21 protein-coding genes are annotated in these 19,901 nt (G+C 61.9%); 15 read left to right on the forward strand and 6 right to left on the reverse strand.

Annotated elements, in window-relative coordinates; all coding sequences use genetic code 11:
- Positions 1 to 150 precede the first annotated feature (150 nt).
- From ANTHELSMS3_RS11400 to ANTHELSMS3_RS11440, 9 genes are read left to right on the forward strand one after another with little or no spacing between them, the layout of a single operon-like run.
- Complete coding sequence (locus ANTHELSMS3_RS11400; RefSeq protein ID WP_094034969.1) at positions 151 to 1,116, forward strand: 3-hydroxyacyl-CoA dehydrogenase; 966 nt, start codon at positions 151 to 153, stop codon at positions 1,114 to 1,116.
- Positions 1,113 to 2,042 carry a 3-keto-5-aminohexanoate cleavage protein gene (locus ANTHELSMS3_RS11405; RefSeq protein WP_094034970.1) on the forward strand — a complete coding sequence of 310 codons (930 nt, stop codon included), beginning with the start codon at positions 1,113 to 1,115 and terminating at the stop codon, positions 2,040 to 2,042. Before ANTHELSMS3_RS11400 ends, ANTHELSMS3_RS11405 begins: the two co-directional genes overlap by 4 nt.
- Before the next feature lie 55 nt (positions 2,043 to 2,097).
- On the forward strand, positions 2,098 to 3,360 hold the full coding sequence (locus ANTHELSMS3_RS11410; protein WP_094034971.1) for an ABC transporter substrate-binding protein: 1,263 nt from the start codon (positions 2,098 to 2,100) through the stop codon (positions 3,358 to 3,360).
- Complete coding sequence (locus ANTHELSMS3_RS11415) at positions 3,357 to 4,241, forward strand: branched-chain amino acid ABC transporter permease (RefSeq protein WP_254694717.1); 885 nt, start codon at positions 3,357 to 3,359, stop codon at positions 4,239 to 4,241. Before ANTHELSMS3_RS11410 ends, ANTHELSMS3_RS11415 begins: the two co-directional genes overlap by 4 nt.
- A 1-nt stretch (position 4,242) precedes the next feature.
- Positions 4,243 to 5,256 (forward strand): branched-chain amino acid ABC transporter permease, encoded by a 1,014-nt coding sequence (locus ANTHELSMS3_RS11420; RefSeq protein WP_094034972.1) that lies wholly within the window; start codon positions 4,243 to 4,245, stop codon positions 5,254 to 5,256.
- Entirely contained in the window at positions 5,253 to 6,035 is a 783-nt protein-coding gene (locus ANTHELSMS3_RS11425; protein WP_094034973.1) for an ABC transporter ATP-binding protein, read from the forward strand. The genes ANTHELSMS3_RS11420 and ANTHELSMS3_RS11425 overlap by 4 nt, the downstream gene beginning before the upstream one ends.
- Positions 6,022 to 6,729 carry an ABC transporter ATP-binding protein gene (locus ANTHELSMS3_RS11430; protein WP_094034974.1) on the forward strand — a complete coding sequence of 236 codons (708 nt, stop codon included), beginning with the start codon at positions 6,022 to 6,024 and terminating at the stop codon, positions 6,727 to 6,729. The genes ANTHELSMS3_RS11425 and ANTHELSMS3_RS11430 overlap by 14 nt, the downstream gene beginning before the upstream one ends.
- A 21-nt stretch (positions 6,730 to 6,750) precedes the next feature.
- On the forward strand, positions 6,751 to 7,509 hold the full coding sequence (locus ANTHELSMS3_RS11435; protein WP_094034975.1) for an SDR family NAD(P)-dependent oxidoreductase: 759 nt from the start codon (positions 6,751 to 6,753) through the stop codon (positions 7,507 to 7,509).
- Between the two features lie 13 nt (positions 7,510 to 7,522).
- Positions 7,523 to 8,323 carry an alpha/beta fold hydrolase gene (locus ANTHELSMS3_RS11440; RefSeq protein ID WP_094034976.1) on the forward strand — a complete coding sequence of 267 codons (801 nt, stop codon included), beginning with the start codon at positions 7,523 to 7,525 and terminating at the stop codon, positions 8,321 to 8,323.
- A gap of 16 nt (positions 8,324 to 8,339) precedes the next feature.
- On the opposite strand, the gene ANTHELSMS3_RS11445 is transcribed toward ANTHELSMS3_RS11440, so the two are convergent.
- Positions 8,340 to 9,092, reverse strand: a complete 753-nt coding sequence (locus ANTHELSMS3_RS11445; RefSeq protein WP_094034977.1) for an SDR family NAD(P)-dependent oxidoreductase — start codon at positions 9,090 to 9,092, stop codon at positions 8,340 to 8,342.
- A 107-nt stretch (positions 9,093 to 9,199) separates the two neighbouring features.
- Here ANTHELSMS3_RS11445 and ANTHELSMS3_RS11450 point away from each other — a divergent pair, with 107 nt between their 5' ends.
- The 5 genes from ANTHELSMS3_RS11450 to ANTHELSMS3_RS11470 all read left to right on the forward strand — a co-directional run bounded on the left by ANTHELSMS3_RS11450 (position 9,200) and on the right by ANTHELSMS3_RS11470 (position 13,520).
- A complete protein-coding gene (locus ANTHELSMS3_RS11450) occupies positions 9,200 to 10,135 on the forward strand; it encodes a LysR substrate-binding domain-containing protein (RefSeq protein WP_094034978.1) in 936 nt (311 codons plus the stop codon).
- A 127-nt stretch (positions 10,136 to 10,262) separates the two neighbouring features.
- Positions 10,263 to 11,474: an acyl-CoA dehydrogenase family protein gene (locus ANTHELSMS3_RS11455; RefSeq protein WP_094037074.1), complete on the forward strand. Its 1,212-nt coding sequence runs from the start codon at positions 10,263 to 10,265 to the stop codon at positions 11,472 to 11,474.
- A gap of 5 nt (positions 11,475 to 11,479) precedes the next feature.
- Positions 11,480 to 12,235 (forward strand): SDR family NAD(P)-dependent oxidoreductase, encoded by a 756-nt coding sequence (locus tag ANTHELSMS3_RS11460; RefSeq protein WP_094034979.1) that lies wholly within the window; start codon positions 11,480 to 11,482, stop codon positions 12,233 to 12,235.
- A gap of 7 nt (positions 12,236 to 12,242) precedes the next feature.
- Positions 12,243 to 13,007 (forward strand): SDR family NAD(P)-dependent oxidoreductase, encoded by a 765-nt coding sequence (locus tag ANTHELSMS3_RS11465; protein WP_094037075.1) that lies wholly within the window; start codon positions 12,243 to 12,245, stop codon positions 13,005 to 13,007.
- Positions 13,008 to 13,040: 33 nt separating this feature from the next.
- Entirely contained in the window at positions 13,041 to 13,520 is a 480-nt protein-coding gene (locus tag ANTHELSMS3_RS11470; RefSeq protein WP_254694718.1) for a flavin reductase family protein, read from the forward strand.
- 325 nt (positions 13,521 to 13,845) lie between these two features.
- Here ANTHELSMS3_RS11470 and denD read toward each other — a convergent pair whose 3' ends face one another.
- Genes denD through ANTHELSMS3_RS11490 form a run of 4 tightly spaced genes read right to left on the reverse strand, consistent with a single transcriptional unit; the run spans position 13,846 to position 17,720 of the window.
- Complete coding sequence (denD, locus tag ANTHELSMS3_RS11475; protein WP_094034980.1) at positions 13,846 to 14,808, reverse strand: D-erythronate dehydrogenase; 963 nt, start codon at positions 14,806 to 14,808, stop codon at positions 13,846 to 13,848.
- Positions 14,805 to 15,731, reverse strand: a complete 927-nt coding sequence (locus ANTHELSMS3_RS11480; protein WP_094034981.1) for a sugar kinase — start codon at positions 15,729 to 15,731, stop codon at positions 14,805 to 14,807. Before ANTHELSMS3_RS11480 ends, denD begins: the two co-directional genes overlap by 4 nt.
- Complete coding sequence (locus ANTHELSMS3_RS11485; protein WP_094034982.1) at positions 15,728 to 17,122, reverse strand: FAD-binding oxidoreductase; 1,395 nt, start codon at positions 17,120 to 17,122, stop codon at positions 15,728 to 15,730. Before ANTHELSMS3_RS11485 ends, ANTHELSMS3_RS11480 begins: the two co-directional genes overlap by 4 nt.
- Complete coding sequence (locus tag ANTHELSMS3_RS11490) at positions 17,112 to 17,720, reverse strand: LysE family translocator (protein ID WP_094037077.1); 609 nt, start codon at positions 17,718 to 17,720, stop codon at positions 17,112 to 17,114. Before ANTHELSMS3_RS11490 ends, ANTHELSMS3_RS11485 begins: the two co-directional genes overlap by 11 nt.
- Before the next feature lie 214 nt (positions 17,721 to 17,934).
- Here ANTHELSMS3_RS11490 and ANTHELSMS3_RS11495 point away from each other — a divergent pair, with 214 nt between their 5' ends.
- A complete protein-coding gene (locus ANTHELSMS3_RS11495) occupies positions 17,935 to 18,858 on the forward strand; it encodes an NAD(P)-dependent oxidoreductase (protein ID WP_094034983.1) in 924 nt (307 codons plus the stop codon).
- Here ANTHELSMS3_RS11495 and ANTHELSMS3_RS11500 read toward each other — a convergent pair.
- Positions 18,855 to 19,865 (reverse strand): LacI family DNA-binding transcriptional regulator, encoded by a 1,011-nt coding sequence (locus ANTHELSMS3_RS11500; RefSeq protein WP_198319796.1) that lies wholly within the window; start codon positions 19,863 to 19,865, stop codon positions 18,855 to 18,857. The two genes, ANTHELSMS3_RS11495 and ANTHELSMS3_RS11500, sit on opposite strands and share 4 nt — an antisense overlap.
- Between the last annotated feature and the right edge of the window lie 36 nt (positions 19,866 to 19,901).

A 19,901-nucleotide genomic window follows, 5' to 3' on the forward strand; every position in this document is an offset into this window, starting at 1 on the left:
AACATCAGTGTGCACCACCAACTCACGAAATCACTAGCACGATTTTTCGCGCTGTAAAATCGTGATCACGGATCACAAATATCTTGACGGCATTTGCTCGGCGCGGCTAGTCATGAAGCAATTCGAGGCACCACGTTCGGGAGGAGAATCATGGAGCCGCTTGCCATAATCGGCTGTGGATTGATCGGTCGGGGTTGGGCTGTCTGCTTTGCTCGCGCTGGGGTTTCGGTGCGTCTTTGGGACCCTACGCCGGGTGTGGCCGACGCGGCCATCGACTGGATCTCCACAACTCTGGCGAACATGGCTGATGCGGGTTTAACCGACGCCCAGGATGTCGCCGCGATCGCCAAGAAAGTCACCGTTTGCCAAACATTGGCAGAGGCTGTGGACGGCGTGCGCCACGTCCAGGAATGCGCGCCGGAAAAGATTGAGATGAAGCGGTCGCTTTTCGCTGAACTCGATCGGCTGACGCCCCGGGGCGCGGTGATTGCAAGCTCTGCCTCTGCGCTCATGGCCTCTTCTTTCACTGAGGAATTGCCGGGCCGCGGACGGTGTCTGGTGGCACATCCAGTCAATCCGCCACATCTGGTTCCGTTGGTCGAGGTCGTTCCGGCCCCTTGGACAGAGCCGGAGGTGGTTGAACGCACAGTCGCGCTGATGGCGGACATCGGACAAAAGCCGATCCGGCTGGACCGGGAGATCGACGGCTTTGTCCTGAACCGACTTCAGGCCGCAATCTTGGACGAGGCCTTCCGCCTCGTCGATGATGGGTACGCCGATGCCGAAGGTGTGGATGCCTGCATTCGTGACGGGCTGGCGATGCGGTGGGTCTTTATGGGCCCGTTCGAGACCATCGACCTGAACTCTCCCAAGGGGGTGCGGGAATATGTCGAGCGCTATCAGCCCATGTTTCGCGGTCTGACCAGCACCATGGGCACCAGCGCCGACTGGTCCGGTCCGGTTCTGGACCGGATCGAAGCTCAGCGACGCGAGAGACTAGAAGAATCCGAACTGCCGGAACGGCAGGCGTGGCGTGACAGGCAGCTTATGGCGCTGGCCGCGTTCCGACGCCAGCAGGCCGACGCCGGGAAACCCAAAGTCAGGACAGAGCTATGAGCCGCGACCCAGTTATCATCACCTGCGCCGTAACCGGTGGGATTCACACGCCGACGATGTCGCCACACCTGCCGGTAACACCGCAAGAGATTATCGACGACGCCCTGGGTGCCGCAGGGGCAGGGGCATCGGTGCTGCACCTTCACGCCCGCGACCCCGAGAACGGTCGCCCGGATCAGAGCATCGAAGGCTTCATGCGCTTTCTGCCGCAGCTCAAGCAGGCGACCGGGGCGGTCATCAATCTGACGTCGGGCGGCTCACCGCATATGTCTCTGGAAGAGCGCGTGCAGCCTGCGAAGCAGCTCAAGCCGGAAGTGGCCTCGTTGAACATGGGGTCGATCAATTTCGGTCTGTTCCCGCTGGTCGACAAATATCCAGAGTTTAAACACGACTGGGAGCGGGAGCATCTGGAGGCCACCCGCGATGTCGTGTTCAAGAACACGTTCAAGGACATCGAATATATCCTGAAGAGCTGCGGTGCCAACGGCACCCGGTTTGAGTTCGAGTGTTACGACATCTCACACCTCTACAACCTCGCCCATTTTGTTGACCGGGGTCTCGTGAAGCCGCCTTTCTTCGTGCAGTCGGTGTTCGGGATTCTCGGCGGAATCGGTGCGCATCCTGAGGATGTCTCGCATATGAAACGCACGGCGGATCGCCTGTTCGGTGACGATTACCGATGGTCGGTGCTGGGCGCGGGTGCAAGCCAACTGCGTGTCGTGGCCCAGGCCGCGGCCATGGGCGGCAATGTACGGGTGGGGCTTGAGGATTCGCTTTGGGCCGGTCCCGGCCGCATGGCGACATCCAGCGCCGAACAAGTCCGGCTGGCCCGGCAGATCATCGAGGGTCTCGGGCTCACCATCGCAAGCCCGGACGAGGCGCGCAAACTTCTGGACCTCAAGGGGGGCGCGGAAGTCGGTTTTTGAAACCAACTACAACCCGGGTCGAATGATCGGCCCGTCATCTCGGGGAGGAGAAAACATGAAAAGAAGAACAGTGCTAAAAGGCATGGCCGCAAGCGCAGGTGCTGCGCTGGGTATGAATGCCACCTATTTGCGCGCGCAATCCGGACCGATCCGTGTTGGCGTGTCCTACGCCCTGACCGGCGTCGGTGCGCCCGTGGGCACGCAGTTCCTGCAAGGAACCGAAATCGCCGCCATGCAGGTCAACCGGGCTGGCGGCATCAACGGTCGCGAGATCGAACTGATCGTGCGCGATGACAAGTACAACAGCGCCGAATCCGTGGCCGTCACCCGCGAATTGGCTGGTGATGGGGTGAACCTGATCATCGGCGGCTCGCAGACCGTGACGGCCCTTGGCATCGCGCCGCTGGCGCCGGAACTGGGTGCTCTGATCGTGATCGCGGGCGCCGCCGGGATGCCGGTGACGCACCAGTTGTTCAACAAGAACATCTTCCGCACCGTGTCTAATAACTACACCCAGTACGGTTCTTTCGGTCGGTCTCTGATCGAAAGCCATCCGGATGTGAAAACCTGGATTTCGATGGCGCCTGACGGCGACTTTGGCCGCGATTCCGCTTTGTTCTTCGGCAACGCTGTCAAGAAATACTCCGTCGAAGCCGCCGGAGAAGAGGCGACCGTTCTCGATACGATCTACACGCAGGGGACGGCGACGGACTTCCGTACGCAGATCAACGCGCTGATGTCTTCGGACGCCGAGGGGCTGTATATCGGGGTCGCGGGCGCGGCGCAGATCAGCTTCTTCCAACAGGCACGCTCGGTCGGCCTGTACGACAAGTTCAAGGTCATCGGCGAGGTCGGCAACGGTGAAGTCACTGGCAAGGCGATGGGGCGGAACACCTATCCCAACCTCTGGTCTGTGTCCTATTGGAACCACGGGCTAGAACCTTTTAAGAGCAACCCGCTCAGCCAGCAGCTATACGACGACTATGTCGATCTGACCGGGGATCCGTTCCCACCGGCACTGATCATGGCCGGGCAGCGCAGTGCGATGGGCCTGTTCGATGGCATCCGCAAGGCGGGTTCTACTGAGACCGAAGAGGTCGTCGCGGCCATGGAGGGCATGACCTTCGACACCCCCGCTGGCCCCTGTTACTTCCGTCCCGAAGATCACCAGATGCTTTGCACCAACTATTACTCGCAGATGGGGCCCTCTAGGGAAGAACCCTACTATGATGTGATGCAGATGGCACAGATCGACGCCGCCGAAATGGTCGAACCCGCCAATCCGGGGAAGCCTTTCTCTCTCGGCGAGATCGAATGATGCTTTCCCAGGCTGTATTTGTCCTGTTCAACGGTCTGGCATCCGGGATGGCTTTCTTCCTGGTTGCCGCAGGCCTGACATGGGTTTTCGGAATCCTCAAACTCCTGAACCTCGCGCATGGTGCCTTTTTCATGCTGGGGGCATATATCGCCTACACGATCGGGGGGTCCTGGCCGGAATCGGTCTGGGCCTTCCTCGGCGTGGCGCTGCTTTCGGCCATGGCCGTCGGAGCCCTCGGGTATCTGACCGATCTGATTGTTCTGAAACGATTGAGAGGTGTGGATTACCACTATGCCCTCATCGCGACGTTCGGTCTGATGCTGTTTTGCGAAGGGGTCGCCAAGGCGATCTGGGGCACTGACTATTTTGCCGTCATGCCGCCGCCCGAGGTCGACCGCGCCATCGTTATCGGCGGGTCTTATATCTCGCTCTACACGATTTTCGTGATCGGGCTGGGCATCCTGACGTTCTTGGTGCTTGAAATCATCATGCACCGGACCTGGGCGGGCAAGATCATGCGCGCGGTGTCCAATGATCCCTGGATGTCGGGGACCGTCGGTATCAACGTGCCAATGGTGCTGATGCTGTCCGTGATCGCAAGCTTCGCGCTTGCAGGCTTTGCCGGCGGCATTCTTGTTCCCAACCAGGCCTTGTCGACCCATGTCGGCGCGTCCTTCGTGCTCTTTGCGTTCCTGGCAGTCGTGATCGGTGGCTTGGGCAGCATTCGCGGCACGTTCATCGCCTGCATCATGCTGGGCATCGTCGAAAGCGCCAACGCGACCTTCCTTTCACAATATGGCGGCATCGCAATCTATGTGCTGTTGGCCGTTTTCCTCGTCTGGAAGCCGAACGGCCTTTTCCCCGCACAAGGAGCCACCTGAAATGGGTCAGAGGACTTTAAACATCGGCGCCACAACTGGCACGCCGATAACCGTATGGCTTGGCCCAGTCGCGCTGACCATTCTGGTTGTACTACTGTACTTCGCCCCGCATCTGGTCAATCCCGGCATACTCTTCGTCGTCGGGATGACCCTGATCCAGTCGGTCTTTGCACTGTCATGGAATCTGCTGTTCGGATATACCGGACTGCCGTCCTTTGGTCATGCCGGGTTCTACGCCATCGGTGCCTATTTCACCGGTGCCGCGCTACGCTACGATTTCCAACTGCACTTTCTGGTGACGCTGGTAATCGCTGGTTTGCTGGGCGCGCTTGTCGCGCTGGCAATTGGCGTCGTCGCGCTGAAGCGGCTGACGGGCATATTCCTTGCGGTTCTCACGGTGGCGTTGACCGAGGCCTTGGGCAAGATCATCGGGTTCTCGCCAGCGCTGGGTGAGCAGGACGGGTTGGGCAACATCCCGCGTCCTATCATGGACTTCGGACTGTTCACTGTCGACCTGACCCACGGGGACGATTACTACCGTTTCCTTGTGGTGGCAGTGGTGGCGATCGTTGCCGGACTCTGGTGGGTGGTGCATTCGCGATTGGGCCGGGCGTTCAGAGCGGTGCGCGACGACGCGGATCGCGCGCGTTTTGTCGGCATCGACGTGCTGCGCTACCGGGTTTACTCCTTCATGATCTCGGGCGGTACAGCGGCGCTCGCGGGTGCTCTGTCCGCCCCATTGACCCGCATCGTGACGCTGGATCAGGTCAACTGGCTGGCGTCCACGCAACCAATCCTGAATTCACTGCTTGGTGGCTTCACCTCCTTCTGGGGGCCGATTGTTGGGTCCGTCGCCTTTTCCACCATCAACTACTGGACACGGAGCTTCCCGGGTCTGTCGGAAATGATGGTCGGTGGCATTCTCGTGGTGGTCATCCTGGTGGCGCCCACCGGCATCGTTGGCATGCTGGGCAAGCTGCGAGACCGGTTCACAAAGAACGGAGACAAGGCATGACTGCGACACCGCTGCTCGAAGCCCGTGACCTTTGCGTGTCCTACGGCGCATTCGATGTGATCAAGAGCGTCAGCTTTTCGGTTCCTGAACAGGAGGCAATGGCGATCATCGGGCCCAACGGTGCCGGCAAGACGACGCTGTTCAAGGCGCTGACCGGAGAAATCTCGTGCAAGTCCGGCACGGTCGCCTTCCGCGGCAGTGAGGTCACCGGCATGCCGGCCCACAAGCGGACGGCGGTCGGGATGGGGCGCACCTTTCAGGTGTCCCGCGTCTTCCTCGACATGACTGCGACCGAAAACCTGATCGTCGCCCTCGAATCCCGGCACCGCAACAAGCGAGAGCGGGTCGGCGGTTGGTGGCGGACCAGCCCCGCTGACCAGTTGCGGAATGAGGCAGAAGACCTGCTTGACCAACTCAATATCGGATATTTGCGCAACGAGGTCGCGGCGACGATCTCTCACGGTGACAAGAAGAGGCTGGAACTTGCCCTCGCGCTCGCCCTTGAACCGACCATCCTGATGCTGGACGAGCCGACAGCCGGGATGGCCCCTGCTGACCGGATGCAGATCGTCGACATGATCCTGGATATCCGCAAGCAGAAAGGCGTGGCGGTGGTCATGACGGAACACGACATGGACGTGATCTTTGCGATTGCCGACTCCGTCATGGTCATGAACTACGGCGAGGTCATCGCCTCTGGCACCGTCGACGAGGTGCGCAACAGTCCGACGGTTCGCAAGGTTTATCTCGGGGAGGATATGTACAATGCTGCAGGTTGAGAACCTGAATGCCTTCTACGGGCAAAGCCACATCCTGCACGGCATCAGCCTGGAAGTTCCGGATTGCGGTCGGACCACTGTGCTGGGCCGCAATGGTGCCGGCAAGACAACCTTGCTGAAATCCATCGCGAACTCTGGTCCGCGGGTTGATGGCAAGGTCGCAATCGGCAACGCGCCGACTGGCCGGACCGCTTGGTTCAAACGCGCCAAGCACGGGCTCGCTCTGGTGCCAGAGGATCGTCGGATCTTCACTCATATCTCGGTTGAAGAGAATATCGAATTGGGGCGTTTTGGCGCCTCGGCGGACCGGCCGATGGTGAAGCTCGATCAGATATACGAATGGTTCCCGATGTTGGGGCCTTTGCGCGCCCGGTTGGGCGGACAGCTCAGCGGCGGACAGCAACAGATGCTAGCGGTCGCCCGTGCGGTCGCCTCGCGTCCACGGCTCTTGTTGCTGGACGAGCCGACAGAGGGGCTTGCCCCCGTCATTGTCGAGGAACTGGCCGCCATTGTTGCGAAGATTTGCAACGAGCTCGACATCACCTTGTTGCTGGTGGAGCAGAACATCTGGTTCAGCCGGCAGACCACGGATCACGTCTATGTCCTCGACACGGGCACGGTGGCCTTCTCCGGCAGCTGGCAGCAGTTCGACGCAGACGAGTCCGTGCGCAATCGACATCTGGCAATCGCCTAAAGACATTCTGGGAGGAAAATCATGACACAACGCTTTGAAGGGCGGACCGCGCTCGTCACCGGTGGCGCGAACGGTATCGGCCGCGCCAGCGCCATCCGTTTCGCGGAACAGGGCGCAAAGGTCGCCATCCTCGACATCGAGGACGGGCCGCTGGAAGAAACCGCAGAGGCGATCCGCAAGGCAGGCGGCACAGTTTGCCCGATCGTAACCGATATGCGCAACCGTGAGACCGTCAAGGAAGCGATCGACAAAGCCACAGCAGAACTAGGCCCAATCGACCTGCTTCTGAACAATGTGGGCCAGACCGCACGCAAGAACTCGTCAGAATTCCTCGACTCCGTACCGGAAACCTGGGATTTCGTCATCGATCTGAACCTGATGGTCACCTTCTATGTGACTTGGCTGATTGCTCCGGGAATGCGCGATCGCGGCTTTGGCAAGATCGTCAACATCTCTTCTGACTCCACTCTGATCGGTGACCGGACCATCGTCGATTACGCGGCGGCGAAATCCGGCGTGACCGGCTTCACCCGTGGTCTTGCCCGCGAACTTGCCCCGCATGGCATCAACGTGAATGCTGTCGCGCCCGGCGTTACCAACACGCGCGGCCCCAAGCAGCTTGCGAAAGAGGTCTACGAGGCGGCGCTGCGCGAGATCCCCATTGGCCATTTCGCGGAACCCGAAGACATCGCCAACGCAATCACCTTCCTTGCCAGTGACGAGGCGCGCTGCATCACCGGGCAACTTCTGGTGGTCAACGGCGGCCGAATTTTCCACTGAGGAGAAAACAGATATGATGCACAACACAGGAAAAAGCTGGATCAACTACGATCTTGTCGGGCCGGACGACGCGCCGGTGGTCTGCATGTCGCATTCGCTGACCTCGGATTACGGGATGTGGGCCGAACAGGTCCCCATCCTGCTCAAGGAAGGGTTTCAGGTCCTGCGCATCGACACTCGGGGTCATGGTGGCAGCACGGCGACTCCCGGCGAATATACCATCGACGAGCTGTCGGGCGACATTATCAGCGTGCTGGATGCGTTGGGCTTCACAAGCGGCGTCCACATGATCGGCCTGTCCATGGGCGGCATGATCGGTCAGGTCATCGCTGCGGACAGACCTGGTCGTTTTGCCTCGCTCATGGCGTGTTGCACGGCGGCAAGCTGGACCGGCGATACCGAACTGATGCAAGGGCGGATCAAGGCGGTCCGGGAATCCGGCTCGCTGGAAAGCATCGTGGCCGCCAACATGGAACGCCGCTACGGTCCTGGCTTTCAAAAGCAGCGCCCGCTGCGCTGGAATGCTCTGCGGGATACGTTTCTGGGCACGTCTCTCGACGGCTACTTTGGCTGTATGAATGCCTGCTTGACACATAACGTGCTGCCGCGGTTGGGGCAGGTGGATGTGCCGACGCTGGTCCTTGCGGGGTCCCAGGACCCGACGACACCACCTGCGGACAACAAGATTATCGCCGACGCCATCCCCGGGGCGCGCTACGCCGAGATCGAGGGCGGGTATCACTTTCCGAACGTCGAGTTCGCGGATGAATTCAACCGCATCATGGTCGACTGGCTGAGAGAGGTGCGCGGCTGATGCCGCGCACGTCGCTTCAATGGTAGGTGCGTCCGTTGTCTATGGCGAGCGCGATACCGGTGACGGCAGAGGCTTCTTGCGACATGAGGAACAGAATGCCGTTGGCAATCTGGTCCGGCTCGCAGAGCCGCTTCATCGCGTAGACCGAGGCCAACGCCGCACGTCCCTCCACATCGTCGGGAGAGACCCCCGCATCGGTCATCGGGGTCACCGTGGCGCCCGGGCAGATCACATTGACGCGGATCTCCGGAGCCAGCTCTTTGGCGATGCTCTTCGAGAACATCATCGCAGCAGCCTTGGACGCTGCATAGGCGGAACCTGTCAACGACGGCGACAGCGCCTGCGCCGAGGCGATGTTGACGATTGCCGCATCGCCTGTCTTGCCCGCCTCGCGCAGATAGGGCAGCGCGGCTTTGCAGATGTTGAACGTGCCCAGCACGTTCACGTCCAGAACCTTGCGGAATTCCTCCGTCCCCAGGTCGTCGATGCTGGCCATTGTCAGGATACCGGCGGAGTTCACGATTCCGTCGAGCCCTCCAAGATCCGCAGCCGCCTGGGCAACCACCTTTTCAGCCGCAGCCGCATCAGTGACATCCAACCCATAGGATGTGCCGCCGGCGGCTTTTGCTGTCGCTTCAGCCGCCGCAACGTCAAGGTCGACCAGCGCCAGCGCCGCGCCTTCGCGTGCGAAAATCTCGGCGGTTTCGCGGCCGATCCCAGATCCCGCACCAGTGATCAAGATCTTTCGACCTTTCAATCTTTCGGACATCTCTCCTCCTTCAGAATGTTCTCGTTGCGTTGTCGCATTACTCTGCCCCGATCTCAGGGCCGGGTTCCAATACCTTCGGGGGCCGGGTTCGATACCCGGCTGGCATCATGAACCTGCAGACCCGGCATATGCGCTATTTCGTGGCGGTCGCGGAAGAGTTGAATTTCCACCGCGCCGCCGACCGTTTGCACATGTCGCAGCCCGCCTTGTGGCGCCAGATACGCGACTTGGAAATCACGCTTGGCGCCACCCTGTTGAACCGCGATCCGCGCGGGATCTCTCTTACCGCTTCAGGCGCGGCCTTTCTGGAGGACTGCGGTGACATCCTTGAACGGATGGAGCACAGCTGCCAGCGCGCCCGCAGGATTGCGAACGGGCAGGGTGGCACGCTCAACATCGCCTTCAACGAGATCGCAGGACGGCGGGCGGAATTGCCCCGGTTCCTGCACGCCTTTCGCGAATCCTTTCCCGGCGTAGACCTGCAGCTTCATGTTCTGATGTCGCAAGCTCAGGTCGACGCGCTCAGGTCAGGAGAGGTTGATGCCGGATTTCTGTTCCGGCAGCGCAGCGATCGCTCGGAATTTCAGTCCTGCCGCATCGCAGAAGACGGCTACGCGCTGGCCATGCCACGTGGGCATCCACTGGCGCGCACGCCGACGCTGATGCTTGCTGACTTGGCAGGCACGCCACTGATCATGCCGAATCCGCGGTCCAACGGAGCAGTGCATGACCGCGTGCAATCGGCCTTTCGCAAGGCAGGCGTGTCGCCGAAGGTTTCCCAGTACGCGGATAACGAGAACACAATCGTCAACTTGGTCTCTGCCGGGATCGGGTTGGCCTTTCTCAACACATCGTTCCGGCCGAGTGAACGGAACGGCGTGGTGTTGCGCCCGCTGGACGACCTATGCATGTCAGTGGATCTCGAATTGGCCTGGAAGGCGACCAACAGTAATCCGGCGCTGGCGCGATTCGTAGAGCTTGTCGGTTCTCTTGCTGGTGATCTCGAACTGATGGCGTCGCTGATGGAGACAGGAATGGGTTGAGGGCTTGATGCCCGCCGGGTATCGCCACCGGTCGCAGACGGTATTTGTGCAGTGTCGGGAACTCGGTAGCCTCTGGAGAAACGGGATCAGGCGGTCCGCCCAAGGGATCGCTGAAAGGGAGGAAATGATGAACGTGCAGAACACCATAGAAAACACCAATACGGAAACCATGCAGGAGCGGGCCAAGCGTATCGCGCCAATTATCCGCGCCGAGGCCGAGGAATCCGAGCGCATCGGCACCATGACAGCCAAGTCCGTGGCCGCGATGAAAGAGGCGGGTCTTTTCTGGATGCTGGTGCCCGAAAGCGTCGGCGGCTACGGCGCGCCCATGACCGATTGCATGCAGGCCTGGGAAGAGATTGGCGCGGCGGACGGATCCGCCGGATGGTCGCTGATGGCCAATTCCAGCGGAACAGCTGCCGCCTACGCCTATTGCAGCGACGAGGCCGTGGTCGAAATGTTCGGAACGGCGCAAAACCCCAAACGACCGATTATGGCCGGAATGCTTGGACCGGGCGGCGCTGGCAAAGAGACCGACACCGGAATCGACGGCAGTGGCAACTACAAGTTCGGCAGCGGTTCGCTGCACGCCGACTGGTTGGGTGCCGGCATGTTCCTGATGGACGAAAAAATCATGCGCAAGCTGCCCGACGGCTCACCCGCCGTGCGTGTTTGCTGGCTGCCGCGCGATCAGGTGGAATTCGACACCAACTGGGACGTGCTGGGCCTGAAGGGCACTGGCAGCGTTGACTACCGCTTGACCGACGTGACCATCCCGCACGGGTTCCACCACGAACGGACGGATGCGAACTCGCCGCGCAGCTGGCGGCTTTATGACATCGGCATCGCGGGGCTGGCGTGCGCGGGTCATACCGGTTTCGTTCTTGGTGTGATGAAGCGCGCGCTGGAAGAGGTTACGCGCATCGGCTTTGGCAAGAAACGCCCGGCCTATCAAACCGTTCTGGGCGAACAGCAAGTTTTCCGCCATGACTTCGCTTTTCACGAGGCGTCCTACCATGCGGCGCGCGACTACACGCTCCGCTTTTATGCCGAGACGCAGGCCTATCTGGAAAACGGTGGGGAACTGACCCCGGCGATGCGCGCCCGCTTTCGCCAGAACTGTATTTATGTGCACAAAGTGGCCGAAGAGGTTGTTCGGTTCTGCTACAAGATGGGCGGCTCGGAAGCGCTGCGCAACCCAAGCGACCTTGGCCGCTGCATGCGCGACATGTATGCCGCGACCCAGCACATTTTCGTCGATACGATCGCGTTGCAGGACATCGCGGTGCCGATCCTCGATGAATGGCGGGCGCTGGTCGAAGAAAATCGGCAGGCCTAAACACCATGGCCGAAGAATTGGTGAACATGCAGAACCGGCGCGTCCTAGTGACAGGCGCCGGGTCGGGTATCGGCGCGGCGGTGGCACGGCAGTTGGCCCGGTTGGGGGCCCGTGTCGCCTGTCTCGACCGAGACGGGGCAGCGGTCACGGCGCTGGCGGAGACTTTGCAGGCGGACGCGATCGCGATTGCCGCCGACGTCTCGGACGGGGCGGTGGTGGCCCGTGCGCTGGCCGAGGCGGACGAAAAACTGGGCGGGATCGACGGGGTGGTGAACTCTGCCGGGATCGTGTCGGTGAAGCCGGTCACGGAGCTGTCGCTTGACGCGTGGCGGGCCGTGATCGACGTCAACCTGACCGGCACCTTTATTGTCAGCCAGGCGGCAATTCCCTATCTCCGCAGGGCGACCAATCCCGCCATCGTCAATATTTCCTCGGCGCAGGCTCTGTCGCCTATCGCGGGCACATCGGCCTATTCCGCTTCCAAGGGCGGGGTGCTGAGCCTGACCCGCGCGCTTGCCGCCGAGCTGGGGCCGCAGATCCGGGTAAATTCTATCTGTCCCGGGCTGATCGACACACCAATGAACGAGTCGCTGAAGACCAAGGCAGACGACGGTCCGCCAGTGCCACTGGACCGCTACGCGCTGCGCCGTTGGGGCGATCCTGACGAAGTGGCAGCAACGATCGTGTTCCTCCTGTCTTCCGCCGCCAGCTATATGACCGGCGCGTCTTTGGCCGTCGATGGCGGGCGCACCTATCATTGAGGACGACATGAGCGGAATTTTCGATCTGACGGGCAAGATCGCCGTCGTGACTGGCGCGGGCCGGGGCTTGGGGGCCGAGATGGCCAAGGCCCTCGCCGCGGCAGGCGCACGGGTCACATTGGCGGGTCGCAGTCCCGAGCCGCTGGAATGTGTGGCCACCATAATCCGCGACGCTGGCGGTCACGCCGATTGCATGCCCTGCGACATCACCCGCGCCGACGACGTTCAGGCCCTTATCGAGGGGGTGCTGGCGCGCAACGGTCGGATCGACATCCTCGTGAACAACGCCGGCATCAACAGCTGGGCGCCTCTGACAGATGTCACCGACAGCGACTGGCACAGGATGTTGGACACACATATGACCGGCCCCTTCCTCGCCTGCCGTGAGGTGCTTCCGGGCATGATTGCGCAGGGCGGCGGCAAGATCGTAAACACCGTCTCCGTGGCAGCGCAGTTGGGACGGCCGAACGTGGTGCCCTATTCGGCGGCCAAGGGCGGGCTGGCGATGATGACACGCGGACTCGCTGCCGAGGTTGCTGGAAAAAACATTCAGGTCAACGGTATCGGCCCGGGTTATTTCCTGACCGAGATGAATCGACAGATCATGGACGACCAAGCCGCCTATGAGGCGCGCGTCGCGCGCATACCTGCCGGACGATGGGGCGATCCCGACGAACTGCACGGAACAATTGTTTTCCTGGCATCTCGCGCTTCGGATTATGTCTCTGGCCAGGTCATCTTTGTCGATGGCGGTCTGTCGACGTCATTTTGAAAGGAGTACTTTGTGCCGTCTGAAGAGATAACTATGACCGACAGCCAGACCTTCGTCGAGGGCATGAGCCGCCTTGCCGCTGGCGTCTCGTTGGTGACAACTATCGGGGAGGATGGCGCACCCCTTGGCATGCTTGCCACGGCCGTCACCTCCGTATCCGCGGATCCGCCTACGCTGCTTGTCTGCGTGAACCAGAGCGCCACCATGCATGCGGATCTGATCCGGTCGGGCACGTTTTGCGTCAACGTTCTGGGCGAGGCGAATGCCGAGATCGCCCGACGCTTTTCGTCTGGAGCCGACCGTGCTGCGCGTTTCGCCACCGGTGACTGGCGGCGCGTGGGAAGGGAGGCGCCGGTGCTTGCCGACAGTCTCGTCTCATTCAACTGTCGGATAGAGACGACGGTTCCGGGTGGAACCCATACAGTGGTTATTGGTCGCGTCGTGGACTTGGCCACGCCGCCTGTCACCGGCGGCCCCCTGGTCTATTTCGGCCGTGGATACCTACACGGCTGACGGCTGGACCGCGCCGCTGATCATGCCGTCACGGCCTTGTTCAATGTCTTGACGATCTCATTGATCTATTGCGCCCGATCGCTGTTAATCACGCCCGCGATACCTTTGTCGGTGAAATCGGTGAAGGGACGTCCGCAAATTGTTGCTGACTCTTCTCAACTAAATCTGCGGATTCGATTTGATCAGCAGCAAACCGAGACCGACCCAACTCCTTGAAACCAACGCGGCCCTTCGCAATTTTATGGGTGTGCGGGTGACTGGCAGTCGCAGCGCGTGCCGCCAGTCACCCATAGGTTTTTGAACAAAGAAGTAATTACAGGCCGGATCAGGCTGGCAGATCGTCTTCGAGGAAATAACGGATGTTGTCCTCAAAGCTTGCGTCGGCCTCCAACCCCAGACGAGCGGCCTTTTGTGGCCGGATGTCGTTGCGCCAGCCCTTGAGAATGGGCTCAATCTCGGGCTGCGGATCCCATGTGATCAATTTGGCCGGTTCCGGACCCGCGACGGCGGTCAGGGCATCGATCATCTGGCCGATGGTCCAGACCCTGCCCGGCATGGTCATGGTCTGGTTGAGGCCCAGAGCATCGCGCGGGATCTCTGCGCCTTTGATCAGGTTTTCGACGCATTTGCGCGGGCTGAGGTAGAAGTGGGGAAAATCTTTGTCGACCGGGCAGTTGGCGGTTTGCCCCTGCAGCGGTTCGCGAAAGATCGACGACATGAAACCAGAGGCCGCACGGTTGGGTTTTCCGGGGCGCACAGAGATCGTTGGCAGGCGAAAGCCGCGCCCGTCGATAAAGCCCTTGCGCGCATAGTCATTGACCAGAATTTCACCAATGGCCTTTTGCGCACCATAGCTGATCTGCGGGTTGGGCAGGGAGGAATCGGTGAAGGGCTGCGGCACCTCGCCGCCGAACACCGCGATGGACGAGGTGAAGACAAGGGCAGGGCAGGTGCCCAATGCGCGGGCGCGTTCCAGCACGTTGAGCGTGCCCATCATGTTGACCTTGTAGCCAAAGTCAAAGTCCTGTTCCGCATGCGCCGAAACTACCGCCGCCAGCAGGTAGATCACGTCGGTGCCATCGGGTATTGCCTGCGCGACCGACGCGGGGTCCGTGATGTCGCAGGTCAGCGTCTCGACGGTAAAGCGGGCCTCGACCGGCGCGGGATCGGTGATGTCGGCCAGCGTCAGCCGAGAGATCTCTGCATCGCGCAGCGTACCGCGTTTGGCGAGCGCACGGGCGAGTTTCTGGCCTACAAGGCCGGCCCCGCCAAGGATGACGATGTTCATGAGGATTCTCCTATCTCGAAGATCTGTGGCGCCAGCGCGCCGGGATGTTGGATGACCTCTGCGGCCAACTGGGCGGCGCGGGTCATGGCGGTGCCAAGACTGGCGCCGGTGGCGCGGGCGGCAAGAAAGCCCGCGCCAAAGCTGTCGCCTGCGGCGGTGCTGTCGACCACGCGCGCCACATCGGGCGGGGTACATGTGACGGTGCCATCGGTCTGGGACCAGCCGTGGCAGGGGGCCTCACCGTTCTTGATCACCACGCAAGACGCCCCAGCGGCGCGGTAGCGTTGCACGGTCTCTTCTGGTGTGGCGTCCTGAAAGGCCAGTTGTTCTTCGTCAAAGCTGGGCAGCACGGTGTCTGACACCGCCGCGCCCTGCAACAGGCCAGAGCGCATCGCCTCTGCACTGTCCCACAGGAGCGGGCGCAGGTTGGTGTCAAAGGCGATGTGGCTGCCTGCCGCGCGCGCGCGGGCAAGGGCGGCGCACAGTGACTTGCGCGCCTCGGGCGCCAGGATCGCAAGTGTGATGCCGGAAAACTGGATCACGGCCCGGTTGGCAAAGATGCTGTCGAGCCAGTCGGGATCATCGGCCAGTGTCCGTGCCGCCGCTTGGCCGCGCCAGTAGGAAAAGCTGCGCTCTCCTTCGCGGGTCTGGATCATGTAGAGGCCCACGGTGCGGTCCGGAATGCGGCGCAACGTGTCGGTGGCCACGCCCTGGCGTTCGATGAACTGTGCCAAATCGGTGGACATCGGGTCGTCACCGATCACGGTGCCATAGCTGACCGTCCAGGACGCGGGCAGCAGGCGGCGCGCGTACCACGCGGTGTTGAAGGTATCGCCGGCATAGCCAAGGCGGAACAGTCCGGGGCTGTCAGGGGCAGGGGCCATTTCGACCATGATTTCGCCAAGGGTCAGGAAACGCGTCATTCTGCGGCCTCTTGTTGGGTCACTGGAGGCAAGAGCTTGCCCGGGTTGAGGATGCCTTGCGGGTCGAACGCATGTTTGATGGCGCGCATGTAGGTCAGGGCAGGCCCGTGTTCCGTGGCCATCAAATCTTGCTTGCCAATGCCGATGCCGTGTTCGCCCGAAACCGTCCCGCCAAGGCGCAGCGCGGTTTCCGCTAATGTGTGGGTAAAGGTGTGGGCGCGGGCCATTTCATCGACGTCGTTTGGGTCAACCGACAGACCGGCATGGAAATTTCCATCGCCCACATGGCCAACGATAGTGGCGGTTAGGTTCAGGCGCAGGGCGTCGGCCTGTGATTGCGCAATGGCCTCTGCCAAATGGGAAATCGGGACGCAGACATCCGTCGGCCATATATGCTTGCCCTGTCCCAGCGCGGCAGAGGCATAGTGTGCATTGTGGCGCATGGCCCAAAGGGCGTTGCGGTCCTCTGTCGTGGTTGCGGCCTTCCAGCCGCGCGCGCCGCTGTCCTGCGCGATCTCCTCAAAGCTGGCCATCTGTTCGGCCACAGTTGCGGGCGCGCCGTGGAATTCCAGAAACAGGTGCGGTTCCTCGGGCAAGCCCGCGTCAGCATAGGCGTTGAATCCGCGCACCATCATATGGTCCAGCAGTTCGATGCGCGCCATCGGGATGCCGCACTGAATAGTGGCGATCACACAGGCAACGGCCTGTTGGACGTCTTCGAACCGGCAAGTGGCGGCGGTGATGCATTCGGGCTGACCGTGTAGGCGCAGGGTCAGTTCGGTGATGATCCCCAGCGTGCCCTCAGATCCGATCATCAGATGCGTCAGGTCATAGCCCGTCGCCGACTTGCGCGCGCGACTGCCGGACCGGATCACAGTCCCGTCGGCCATGACGACCTCGACCGCCAGCACGTTGTCGCGGATCGTGCCATAGCGGACGGCGGTGGTGCCAGAGGCTCGCGTTGCCGCCATGCCGCCGATACTGGCATCCGCGCCGGGATCGACGGAGAAAAACAAGCCCGTGGCGCGCAGGTTCTCGTTCAGTTGCTTGCGGGTCAGGCCGGGCTGCACGACGCAGGTCAGATCCTCGGACTGGACGCCAAGAACACGGTTCATTCGGCTCATGTCCAGACTGATGCCACCGTGCAGCGCAAGGTGCTGGCCCTCCAGCGAACTGGCCGCGCCATAGGCCGTCACCGGACAGCTGTGCTCGTGGCAGATCTTTAGGATCGCCGACACCTCGGCGGTGGTCTCAGGATAAGCCACCGCGTCGGGCGGGGTGTTAGGATAATAGGTCTCATTCTGGCCGTGTAGGCGGCGGTCGGCCTCCGATGTGGTCAGGCGGTCGCCTAGCAGATGCGCCAGTGCGGCGATGGCGATGTCATTTGGCATCCAGAGCACCTCCGGCAGAAAATATGGCAAGGGCGACGACCGCTAGCATAGAGGCCGCCATGGAATAATTGACGCCGCGATGAGCGGCTTGTGACAGGTTCAGCCGGTGCAGCGATGCCCCGGCGTAGAGCCAGGCAAGGTGGACGGAAATCCAAATAGCGTTTGCGATCAGCAGCTTGGCAGTGGTCTCAAAGGCAAGGTTGTCCGGCGCAAACGGAAAGCCCGCAAACAGCGTGGTGTTGACGACGTAGGCCTTGGGGTTGATCGCCTGCAACAGCAGGCCAGACAGGACGGCGGGCGGGGCCTTGGCCTCGACAAAGGCGATCTTGCTGCCAGCAAAGGCGATGCGCGCGGCCAAGTACAGCAGATAGACGATAGAGGCGGCCATCAGCACGGTGCGGATGACCGGGACTGACAGGACGATCGCCGCCACGCCCGAGATCACGGCCAGCGCCACAAGGTTGGTGCCAATGAACAACCCCAAGACATAGGCCAGACCCGGACGAAATCCGTAGGCCGCGCCCAGACCGGCAGTGGACAGCACGCCGGGACCGGGGGTGATGATCAGGAAAAACACCGCAAGCGCAAAGGTCAGCATGGGGCAGGCCCCCGTGGTGCCGGCATAGTCTTCCTCCCGAGACGTGCTGGTGGGGTCCGCTTGCATGACGGCCCATTTGGTATACCATCTACACTCAAAACCAGCCGGGGCGGGAAGTCAACGGCGTGCGGGGGAGGCTGACGCCACTCGTGGCTATGAGCCACATCGCCCCGCCCACTGTCCCTCCTTTGGCGCGCAACAGGGGAGGTCGCGCATGTCTAGCAAGGTCAAGGTGGGGTTCATTGGTGTGGGGCTGATGGGCCACGGGATGGCGAAGAACCTGTTGGAAAAAGGGCATCCGCTGGTGGTCAAGGGAAACCGCAACCGTGCACCGGTTGACGATCTGCTGGCGCGCGGCGCGACAGAGGTGTCGACCCCGCGCGAGATGGCGGCGAACAGCGATGTCATCCACATTTGTCTGTCCAACGCGCCGCAGGTCGAAAGCGTCTTTCGCGGCCCCGACGGTATTCTTAAGGGGATGCGCGACGGTCTGATCGTGGTGGACTGCTCGACCTCCGATCCCAACGTGACACTGGCCTTGGCCGCGGAACTGGCCGAGCGCGGTGGACACATGGTGGATGCCCCGCTGGGCCGCACACCGAAAGAGGCCGAGGCAGGCACGCTGGACGCGATGGTCGGCGCAGACACAGAAGTTTTCCAGCGCATCTTGCCGGTGATGGAATGCTGGGCGGGCAACATCAACCACGTCGGCCCGGTCGGCGCGGGCCACAAGATGAAGCTGATCATGAACACCATCGCCATGAGCTATGCGGCCTTGTATTCCGAGGTGACGGCGCTGGGTGCCAAGGTGGGCATTCCGCCGGCAACGATCCAGCGGGTGATCGGGTCGTCTCGTCTGGGCAACGGGTTCTTCGACACCTTCATGAGCTACGCGGTGGACCGGGACCGGGACGCGCATAAATTCTCGATCGCCAATGCATCCAAGGACGTGCGCTATGCGCTGGCCATGGCGGCAGAGGCGGGGGCGCTGTCACCCATGGCCTCTGCCACGCGGCAGTATTTCGCACAGGTCGAGGCGCAGGGCTTTGCCGAGGACTATGTCCCTTTCCTGTCTGATCATGTGGCGCGGATGAACGGGCTTGATCTGGAAGAAGAGGCCAAAAAAGGTCGCGACTAGCCAGTCGCCCGCCGCACCAGAGTATAGCCAAGGTCGATGATCCGGTCGGCCAGCGGCTCTCCGGCGGTGGCCGCCAGCGTCAGGCGGGCGGCCTCGCGTCCGATGGCCTCTCCGTCGATGCGGATGGTGGTCAGCGCAAGGCCAGCGTCCCCCGCCACGTCGATATCGCCAAAGCCAGTGATCGCCAACGCGCCCGGCACGTCCAGCCCGCGCCGCATCGCCTCACACCATGCACCGACGGCCAACCCGTCGCTAACGCAGATCACCGCATCGGTATCGGGCCAGCAGGCCAGGGCCTGCGCCAAACCCCGCGCGCCAAAATCCGGCCCGCTCTGGCTGTCATCCGCAGGCAGGGACAGAATGCGCGGCTCCAACCCATCCAATGCGCCGCAATAGCCTGCTTCGCGCAGATCGGCGCGGGTGTCGTTGGCATTGGCGACCCGCAAAAAGACCGGATGCTTGCGGCCCGCGTCGATCAGGTGGCGTGTCATGTCGCGCCCCGCCGCCCGGTTTGAAAATCCCACGGCGGCAAAAATCGGATCGTCGGGCAACTCCCAAAGCTCGATCACCGGCAGGCCAGCGTTTCCCAGCAATCGCCGGGTCTGCGGTGTGTGGTCGGTGCTGGTTAGAACCAGCGCATCGGGGCGGCGCCCCAGCAGGGTCGAGACCATGCGCGCCTCCTTGTCCGGGGCATAGCGTGTGCTGCCCAACAACAGTTGCAGGCCTCCTGCGCTCAACCCTTCTTCCAGCCCGCGGATCGTGGTGGCAAAGACCGGACGATCCAACGTCGACACCAGCGCCCCCACCACGCGTGAGCGCTGTGACGACAGGGCCCCTGCAGTTTCGTCCCGAACATAGCCCAACGCGTCCACGGCCTTTTGCACCTTGGCAAGCGTATCCGGGCTGACCTTGGCAGGTGTGCGCAAGGCCCGGCTGACGGTGATCTTGCCCACCCCGGCTGCGCGGGCCACATCCCCCATCGTCACCCATTTTCGCGGATCGCTCATGATGCCCCCTTTGACAGGTGCCAGAATGCCGTGGTA

Origin of the sequence: Antarctobacter heliothermus (assembly GCF_002237555.1) — a bacterium.
In the GTDB taxonomy this organism is placed as follows: Bacteria; Pseudomonadota; Alphaproteobacteria; order Rhodobacterales; family Rhodobacteraceae; genus Antarctobacter; species Antarctobacter heliothermus_B.